Origin of the sequence: Pseudogemmobacter humi, assembly GCF_900609055.1 — a bacterium.
GTDB classification, from domain to species: domain Bacteria; phylum Pseudomonadota; class Alphaproteobacteria; order Rhodobacterales; family Rhodobacteraceae; genus Pseudogemmobacter; species Pseudogemmobacter humi.
The window spans coordinates 1-8,237 of sequence record NZ_UXAW01000130.1 but is presented as its reverse complement, the minus strand read 5'-3'; the positions used below and the strand labels follow the sequence as shown (position 1 = coordinate 8,237).

Annotated in this window: 7 protein-coding genes; 3 read left to right on the top strand and 4 right to left on the bottom strand. The window is 70.8% G+C overall.

Translation table 11 applies throughout. The features are described from left to right. Positions 1–83 precede the first annotated feature (83 nt). Complete coding sequence (gene rpmB, locus XINFAN_RS20245; protein WP_124088667.1) at positions 84–371, bottom strand: 50S ribosomal protein L28; 288 nt, start codon at positions 369–371, stop codon at positions 84–86. Positions 372–486: 115 nt separating this feature from the next. Beyond that, complete coding sequence (meaB, locus tag XINFAN_RS20240) at positions 487–1,464, bottom strand: methylmalonyl Co-A mutase-associated GTPase MeaB (RefSeq protein WP_124088666.1); 978 nt, start codon at positions 1,462–1,464, stop codon at positions 487–489. A 257-nt stretch (positions 1,465–1,721) separates the two neighbouring features. On the opposite strand from meaB, the gene hrpB reads away from it, so the two are divergent. Both hrpB and XINFAN_RS20230 read left to right on the top strand, forming a co-directional pair. Continuing rightward, positions 1,722–4,136: an ATP-dependent helicase HrpB gene (hrpB, locus tag XINFAN_RS20235; RefSeq protein WP_124088665.1), complete on the top strand. Its 2,415-nt coding sequence runs from the start codon at positions 1,722–1,724 to the stop codon at positions 4,134–4,136. A gap of 64 nt (positions 4,137–4,200) precedes the next feature. Beyond that, positions 4,201–5,361, top strand: coding sequence for an MFS transporter (locus tag XINFAN_RS20230; protein WP_124088664.1), 1,161 nt, complete (start codon positions 4,201–4,203; stop codon positions 5,359–5,361). A 1-nt stretch (position 5,362) separates the two neighbouring features. On the opposite strand, the gene argF is transcribed toward XINFAN_RS20230, so the two are convergent. Both argF and XINFAN_RS20220 read right to left on the bottom strand, forming a co-directional pair. Then, the gene (argF, locus tag XINFAN_RS20225) at positions 5,363–6,289 is read right to left on the bottom strand and encodes an ornithine carbamoyltransferase (protein ID WP_124088663.1); all 927 of its coding nucleotides are present in this window, start codon (positions 6,287–6,289) and stop codon (positions 5,363–5,365) included. A 103-nt stretch (positions 6,290–6,392) separates the two neighbouring features. Continuing rightward, positions 6,393–7,571: an aspartate aminotransferase family protein gene (locus tag XINFAN_RS20220; protein ID WP_124088662.1), complete on the bottom strand. Its 1,179-nt coding sequence runs from the start codon at positions 7,569–7,571 to the stop codon at positions 6,393–6,395. Between the two features lie 399 nt (positions 7,572–7,970). Here XINFAN_RS20220 and XINFAN_RS20215 point away from each other — a divergent pair. After that, positions 7,971–8,237: GcrA family cell cycle regulator (locus XINFAN_RS20215; protein ID WP_290426968.1), on the top strand; the 267-nt coding region annotated here is incomplete at its 3' end.

The following is an 8,237-nucleotide window of genomic DNA, read 5'->3' as shown; positions in this document are numbered from 1 at the left end:
CGACGCCCCCCACCCCGGGCCCGAACGAAGAAAGCCCCGCCGTAAAGGCGAGGCTTTCTAAAAATCGTCAGAAGACGGTCCGCTCAGGCGGCGGTCTTCGACTTTTCGATCTCGCGCTTGATCTTCAGCGCGGCCGAGGACAGTTCGGCATCCTTGGCGCGGGCCAGGTAGGCGTCGAGCCCGCCGCGGTGATCCACGCTCCGCAGAGCTGCGGCCGAGATGCGCAGGGTGAAGGTCTTGCCCAGCACGTCCGACGCCAGCGAAACCTCGTTCAGGTTCGGCAGGAAGCGGCGGCGGCTTTTGTTGTTGGCGTGGCTGACCGTGTTGCCGGTCATCGGGCCTTTGCCCGTCAGTTCGCAGACGCGCGACATTGCGGTGATCCTCAGCTGTTCAAAAGGACAGCACACGGGGGAATCCCCGCTGTCCGAATTCGTTCCCGGCGCGTGTAAGGCCAAACCAGTCCGGCGTCAAGCGATTCACCCACCCTTAAGCCCGGCCAAGCGCGCGCAGCATCTCGGCCGCCGCCGCTTCGGGGGTGCGGTCGCCCGCGGCCACCTCGGCGCCAAGCCGCGCCATGATCCCGCGGGCGGGTTCGCGCTCCAGCACCGACAGAAGCCCGTGGCGCACCTCCTCGCCGAACCAATGCGCCGCCTGGTCCGAGCGCCGCCGCGCCCAGTGCCCCCCGGCCTGCCGCCAGGCCGCCAGCGTGGACAGCTCCTCCCAGGCCTTCTCCAGCCCCGCCTTGCTGACGGCCGAGACCGGCATCGCCTTGGGGAAATCCTGCGGATCCTGCGGGCGGCGACGCAGCAGCCGCAGCGCGCCCGCGTAATCGGCCACGGTGCGGGTGGCGGTGGCCAGCAGATCGCCATCGGCCTTGTTCACAAGAATCATGTCGGCCATCTCCATGATGCCGCGCTTGACGCCCTGCAACTCGTCGCCCCCCGCGGGCGCCATCAGCAGCAGGAAGATGTCGCAGATCTCGGCCACCATGGTCTCGGACTGGCCGACCCCCACCGTCTCGATCAGCACCAGATCGAAGCCCGCCGCCTCGCACAAGGCCACCGCCTCGCGGGTGCGCCGCGCGATGCCGCCCATATGGGCCCGGCTGGGCGAGGGCCGGATGAAAGCGTTCGGATGGCGCGAAAGCTGCTCCATCCTCGTCTTGTCGCCCAGAATCGAGCCGCCCGAACGCGCCGAGGACGGATCGACCGCCAGCACCGCGATGCGCTTGCCCTCCTCGGCCAGCATCATGCCGAAGGACTCGATGAAGGTCGATTTCCCCACCCCCGGCGTCCCCGAAAGCCCAAGGCGCAGCGCCTCGCGCCCGTCCTCGCGCAGAAGGGAAAGCAATTCCACCGCCTGGTCGCGGTGATCGGAGCGCGCGCTTTCGATCAGCGTGATCGCGCGCGCCAGCGCCCGCCTGTCGCCCGCGCGCAACGCGCGGGCCATGGTCCCGATATCCATCGCTCTCCCTCACCGTTCGGGGATTTCTGCCAAAGCGGGAACCGAAAAGCCAGAGGCAGATCGCCGCGACGCCTCGCGCGCCCGCAGATCGCCTTCGCTTTCATCCTGCCCGGGATATCCCCGCCGGAGGCCTCCCCGGATGCAACCCGCGAGCGGCCCGGCACGATTGCCCGCCCCTGACATTTTCTGTCTGCAAATATCCCCGCCGGAGGCTTCCCCGGCTGGCCAGCCCGCGCAACTCTTGCCATACAGCGCCGATGAGCCCGCTGCCCGTCACCGCCATCCTGCCCGATCTGCGCGCGGCGCTCGCCCGCGCGGGCCGGGCCGTGCTCCAGGCCCCGCCGGGGGCCGGCAAGACCACGCTGGTGCCGCTGGATCTGCTGGCCTCCGGCCTGTTCCCCGCCCGGATCCTGATGCTGGAGCCGCGCCGCCTTGCCGCCCGCGCCGCTGCGGCACGGATGGCCGAAACGCTCGGCGAGCCGTTGGGCCAAACCGTCGGCTACCGCATCCGGGGCGAGGCGAAGGTCTCGGCCGCGACCCGGATCGAAGTGGTGACCGAGGGCATCCTGACCCGGATGATCCAGGCCGACCCCGGGCTGACCGGCATCTCCTGCGTGATCTTCGACGAATTTCATGAGCGCTCGCTGCATGCCGATCTCGGCCTCGCCCTGGTGCTGGAGGCGCGCGCGGCGCTGCGCCCCGATCTGGCGGTTCTGGTGATGTCGGCCACGCTCGACGCGGCGCCCGTGGCGGCGCTGATGGAGAACGCGCCCCTGATCACCGCCGAGGGCCGGGCTTTCCCGGTGGAAACCCGCTGGCTGCCCCGCCCGCCCGACCCTTCGCTCCGGTTCCCGGCGGCGGTGGCGGGGCTGGTGCGCCAGGCGCTGGACGAGACACCGGAGGGCGGCGTTCTGGTCTTCCTGCCCGGCGAGGGCGAGATCCGCCGCGTCGAAACCCTGCTCGGCGATCTGCAGGGCATCGCCCTGCGCCCGCTGTTCGGGGCGATGGATTTCGCCCGGCAGCGCGAGGCGCTGGCGCCGATCAAAGGCGCGCGCCGGGTGGTGCTGGCCACCTCGATCGCCGAGACCTCGCTGACGCTCCCCGACATTCGCGTGGTGGTCGATGGCGGGCGGGCACGCCGCGCGGCGTTCGATCCGGCCTCGGGCATGTCGCGGCTGATCACCACCCGCGTCACCCGCGCCGAGGCCGAGCAGCGCCGCGGCCGGGCGGGCCGGGTGGCCGAGGGCGTCTGTTACCGGCTCTGGACCAAAGGCGAAGAGGGCGGGCTTGCCGCCTTTCCTCCGCCGCAGATCGAGACCGCCGATCTGGCGCCGCTGGCGCTGGAACTCGCCGAATGGGGCTCGGACGATCTGCCGTTCCTGACCCCGCCGCCCGCGGCGCCCTTGGCCGAGGCGAAGGTGCTGCTGACCGCCCTCGGCGCGCTGGATGCCGCGGGCCGGATCACCGCGCATGGCCGCGCGCTGGCGGCGCTGCCGCTGCATCCGCGGCTCGGCCATATGCTGACGGTCGCGGGGCCCGGGGCTGCGGTGCTGGCCGCGCTGACCGAAGAACGCGATCCGTTGCGCGGCGCCGGGCCGGATCTGACGCTGCGGCTGAAAGCGGTCGAGCGCCCGCCCGCCGGCGCCGATCAGGCGGTGATCGGGCGCATCCGCACCGAGGCGAAGCGGCTCGCCCGCGCAGTCGCGGGCGCGCGGATGCCGGGCCTGTCGCTCGCGCAGATGGCGGCGCTGGCCTACCCGGACCGCATCGGCTTGCGCCGGACGGGCGAGGCGGCGCGCTATCTGTTGTCCGGCGGCAAGGGCGCCGTGGTTCCCGGCGACAGCGCGCTTGCGAAGGCGCGGCTGATCGTCGCCACCGATCTCGACGGCGATCCGCGCGAGGCCAGCGTCCGCCAGGGCCTGGAGATCACCGGGGAAGAGTTGCGCGAGGTGCATGGCGCCCGCATCGCCTGGCGCGAGGACGTGACCTGGAACCGCCGCGAGGCCCGGGTCCAGGCGCTGCGGCGCGAGATGTTCGGCGCGCTCGCGCTGACCGAAAGGCCCTGGCCCGACGCCCCGCCCGAGGCGCTGGCGCGCGCCGCGCTGGAAGGTCTGCGCGACATCGGGCTGACCTGGACGCCCGCCGCCGCAAGGCTGCGCGCCCGGATCGCGCTCGCGCGCGGCGAGGACTGGCCCGGGGTGGACGATGCCTCGCTTCTGGCCGGTGCCGAAGACTGGCTGCTGCCGCATCTGGCCGGGCGGCGCTCGGCGGCCGATCTGCGGGCGCTGGATCTGTCCGAGCCGCTGAAGGCGCTGACCGGCTGGCAGCGCATGGCCGAGGTCGACCGGCTGGCGCCTTCGCATTTCACCACGCCTCTGGGCCGCGCGGTGCCGATCGACTACGAGGGCGACCACCCCGCGATCGCGGTCCGGTTGCAGGAGATGTTCGGCGTCACCCGCCATCCGGTCGTCGGCGCGCACCGCCTGCCTTTGCGCATCACCCTTCTGTCGCCCGCGCAGCGCCCGGTGCAGGTGACGTTGGATCTGCCGGGCTTCTGGGCCTCGTCTTACGCCGATGTCAGGAAGGACATGCGCGGCCAGTATCCCCGCCACCCCTGGCCCGAGGATCCGCGCGAGGCCGAGCCCACCCTGCGCGCCAAACCGCGGGGCTGAGCGCGGCCCCTTCCCGCGCCCTTCCGCCCGCGCTATGGGGCGGCGAGTGAAAGGATCACCCGCCATGACACCAGGCGAAGCGCGCGCTGCGCGGCTGGCACTGGCCGCGATGTTCGCCGCCAACGGCTTTCTGATCGGGGCCTGGGCGCCTCAGATCCCGCTCTTGCTGCCCAGACACGGGATCGGCGAGGGCGCGCTCGGCCTTCTGATCCTGCTGCTCGGCCTTGGCGCGATGGCGGCGATGCTGTTTTCCGGCCGGATCATCGCGCAGAGGGGCTCGCTCTGGCTTTTGCGGCGGTCGTCGCTGGCGCTGATCCCGGCGCTGCCGCTGGTGGCGCTCGCGCCCTCGCCGCTGCCGGTCGCGCTGGCGATGGGGTTTTTCGGCCTGACCATGGGGGCGATGGATGTGGCGATGAACGCCAATGCGGTCGCGGTGGAGCGCTGGCTCGGGCGTGCCACCATGTCGGCGCTGCACGGGTTCTGGAGCCTCGGCGCCTTCGCCGGCAGCGGCGCGGGGGCCTGGCTGATCACGCAGACCTCGCCCGGGGTGCAGGCGCTGGCGGCGGCGGCCTGCGCGGGGGCGGCGATCCTCGGGGCGCTGGCCTTCGCGCGGGGCGAGCCCCCTGCCCCGATGGCGCGGACCACGCCCGGACGGCTGCTCCCGCGCGAGGCGGGGATCTGGATCCTCGGCGTCATGGCGCTGCTGGCTTTCGTGCCCGAGGGGGCGGTGCTGGACTGGGCGGCGCTGTATCTGGGGGCGGATCTCGGCGCCGATCCTTTCCTCGCCGGCCTCGGCTATGCCCTGTTCGCCGCAGCGATGGCGCTGATGCGGTTCCTGGGCGACCGGCTGCGCAACCGCTTCGGCGCGGTGCGGGTGCTGCGGGTCTCGGCGCTGATCGCGGCGCTCGGGCTGGGGATCGCGGCCGCCGCGCCCTGGCTGCCGCTGGCGCTGGCGGGCCTTGCGCTGGCGGGGCTGGGCTCTGCCAATCTGGTGCCGGTGATCTTCTCGGCCGCGGGGAATTTCCCCGGCCAGAGCCCGGGCGCGGCGCTTTCGGCGGTGACCATGGTCGGCTATGCCGGGATCCTGATCGCCCCGGCGGCGATCGGCTTTGCCGCCGAATATATCGGGCTGCGGGTCACTTACGCCGCGCTGGCGGCGCTGGTCCTTGTGATCGCGGCGCTGGCCGGGCGGACCGCCAGCGCCGATCATCGGGTGGTTTACTGAGTCACAGCCCGAGGCACCAGCGCATGATCGCCTTCTGCGCATGGAGCCGGTTCTCGGCCTCGTCGAAGATCACCGAATGCGGGCCGTCCATCACCGCGCTGGTCGCCTCGTCGTTCCGGTGCGCGGGCAGGCAGTGCATGAACAGGCTGTCGGGTTTCGCCCGGCTCATCAGTTGCTCGTTCACCTGATAGGGGCGCAGCTGGTTGTGGCGGCGCTCTTTCGCGGATTCGGGATCATGCATCGAAACCCAGGTGTCGGTGACGACGAGATCGGCGCCCTCGACCGCGGTGAACGGGTCGCGCTGGATGGTGATCTTCGAGCCGCGCGCCCGGGCGAATTCGACGAAAGCGGGTTCGGGGTCCAGCGCCTCGGGGCCGGTGAAGGTGAAATCGAAGCCGAACTGCCCGGCGGCATGCAGGAAAGAGGCCGCGACATTGTTGCCGTCGCCGGCCCAGACCACCTTGCGCCCGCCGATCGGGCCGCGGTGTTCCTCATAGGTCAGCACATCGGCCATGATCTGGCAGGGATGGGTGCGGTTGGTCAGCCCGTTGATCACCGGCACCGTGGCATGTTCGGCCATCTCAAGGAGCGTCATCTCCTCGAAGGTGCGGATCATGATCAGATCAACGTAGCGCGACAGGACGCGCGCGGTGTCGGCGATGGTCTCGCCATGGCCGAGCTGCATCTCCTTGCCCGAGAGCACCATGGTCTCGCCGCCCATCTGCCGCACGCCCACGTCGAAACTGACACGGGTGCGGGTCGAGGGTTTCTCGAAGATCAGCGCGACCATGCGGCCTTTCAGCGGCTGCTCGTCATCGGGCGTGCCGCGCGGGCGGCCGCCTCTGGCCTGTTTCATCGCATGGGCGCTGTCGATCATGGCGCGCAGATCGGCGGGGTCGGTCTTGTGGATATCGAGGAAATGGTTCATTTCGTTTCGCTTTTTGAAACCGCGGACCGGGGGCCCTGCCCCCGGACCCCCGGGATATTCAGAGACAGAAAATGATCAGGCTCATGATCTCAGGCCCATGATCTCAGGCCGCGGCTTTCAGGCTTTCGGCCACTTTGTCGAGGCGGGAGAGGGCCTCGGTGATATCCTCGTCGGGGATGTTGAGCGCCGGGAGCAGGCGCAGCACGTTGTCGGCGGCGGCGACGGTGAGAATGCCCTCGCGGTAGCCGGCGCTGACCACATCCGCCGGGGCCCGGGTGCAGTGCAGGCCAAGCATCAGCCCTTCGCCGCGGACCCCGGTGAAGGTTTCCGGGTGGCGCGCGACGAGGCTTTCCAGCCCCTGGCGCAGGATCGCGCCCTTGCGGGCGACATCGGCGAGAAAGGCCGGCTCCGAGACGATTTCGGTGACGCGCAGGCCGACCGCGCAGGCCAGCGGGTTGCCGCCGTAGGTCGAGCCGTGGGTTCCCGCGCTCATGGCTTTGGCGGCGTGTTCGGTGGCCAGCACCGCGCCGAGCGGGAAGCCGCCGCCGATCCCCTTGGCGACCATCATGATATCGGGCGTCACGCCGCTGAGTTCATGCGCGAAGAGGCGCCCGGTGCGGCCCATGCCGCATTGCACCTCGTCGAAGATCAGCAGCGTCCCGGTCTGGTCGCAAAGCGCGCGGATTTCCTTCAGCAGCGCCGGCGGGAAGGGCCGGATGCCGCCCTCGCCCTGGATCGGCTCCAGGATCACGGCGCAGGTCCGGTCGGTAATCGCCTCGCGGATCGCAGCGGCATCGCCCCAGGGAAGCTGGCGGAAGCCCGGCATCAGCGGCCCATAGCCCTTGACCATCTTCTCGGATCCGGCCGCCGCGATGGCGCCGGTCGAGCGGCCATGGAAGGCGCCCTCGAAAGCGATGAACTCGATGCGCTCCGGCTGGCCGTTCTCGTGGTGGAACTTCCGCGCCATCTTGATCGCGAGCTCCGCCGTCTCGGTGCCGGAATTTGTGAAGAACACCGTATCGGCGAAGGTCCGGTCCACCAGCGCCGCGGCAAGGCGTTCCTGCTCCGGGATCGTGTAGACGTTCGAGACATGCCAGAGTTTTTGCGCCTGTTCGGTCAGCGCCGCGACCAGTTCCGGCGCGGCATGGCCAAGCGCGTTGACCGCGATCCCGGCGCCAAGGTCGAGATATCGGCGCCCGTCCCCGGTCTCCAGCCAGCTGCCCGCGCCCTTGACGAAGGCGAGCGGTGCGCGGTTATAGGTCGGCAGAACGGGCGGGATCATGGGATTAACCCTTCAAACAGGAAGCCCAAGGCGTAAAGCCGGGGCGATGCGGGTGTCAACGGGGGATGCGCCCTTTCACGGCGGGCAAACCGGGACCATGCGCCTCAGCGGCGTCGCGAACGGATGAGCTGTTTTGCGTCCATGGTCATGCGCCCGCCATAGCGCGGAACGGGGCGGGCTGTAAACGGTTTTGTGCGGCGGGGGCGCGCAAAGCAGGCGGGGGGGGGAATGGATGGGCCTCCGATCCCGACCGGCCGGCGCAGGCCGGTTTCCCTGCCTCCGGGGCTGCACGACGGCCGGACGCCGCTGCCGCAGGGCGGGATTTGATTCGGATGGCCCTTGCGGCCCCCTGGCCGCAACCGTTAGAATGGCGCGATCATCAGACAGGCGGAGCAGGAAATGTCCTGGACGGACGAGCGGGTAGAGCTTCTCAAACGCATGTGGACCGAAGGCCAGTCGGCCAGCCAGATCGCCAAGGAGCTTGGCGGCGTCACCCGCAATGCGGTGATCGGCAAGGTTCACCGCCTTGGCCTGTCGAACCGCGTCAGCGGCAAGGACGAGGACGAAGCCGCCCCTGCCGCAGCCGCCCCGCGGCCCGAGCCCGCCGCGGCGCCCGAGCCGCCCCCCGCAGCAGCGGCGGCGGCGCGACCCGAGCCCGCTCCGGTC

Bases quoted from the DNA above. Each gene is read 5' to 3' on its own strand.
- rpmB (WP_124088667.1), bottom strand. From the start codon at position 371: ATGTCGCGCGTCTGCGAACTGACGGGCAAAGGCCCGATGACCGGCAAC.
- meaB (WP_124088666.1), bottom strand. From the start codon at position 1,464: ATGGATATCGGGACCATGGCCCGCGCGTTGCGCGCGGGCGACAGGCGG.
- hrpB (WP_124088665.1), top strand. From the start codon at position 1,722: ATGAGCCCGCTGCCCGTCACCGCCATCCTGCCCGATCTGCGCGCGGCG.
- XINFAN_RS20230 (WP_124088664.1), top strand. From the start codon at position 4,201: ATGACACCAGGCGAAGCGCGCGCTGCGCGGCTGGCACTGGCCGCGATG.
- argF (WP_124088663.1), bottom strand. From the start codon at position 6,289: ATGAACCATTTCCTCGATATCCACAAGACCGACCCCGCCGATCTGCGC.
- XINFAN_RS20220 (WP_124088662.1), bottom strand. From the start codon at position 7,571: ATGATCCCGCCCGTTCTGCCGACCTATAACCGCGCACCGCTCGCCTTC.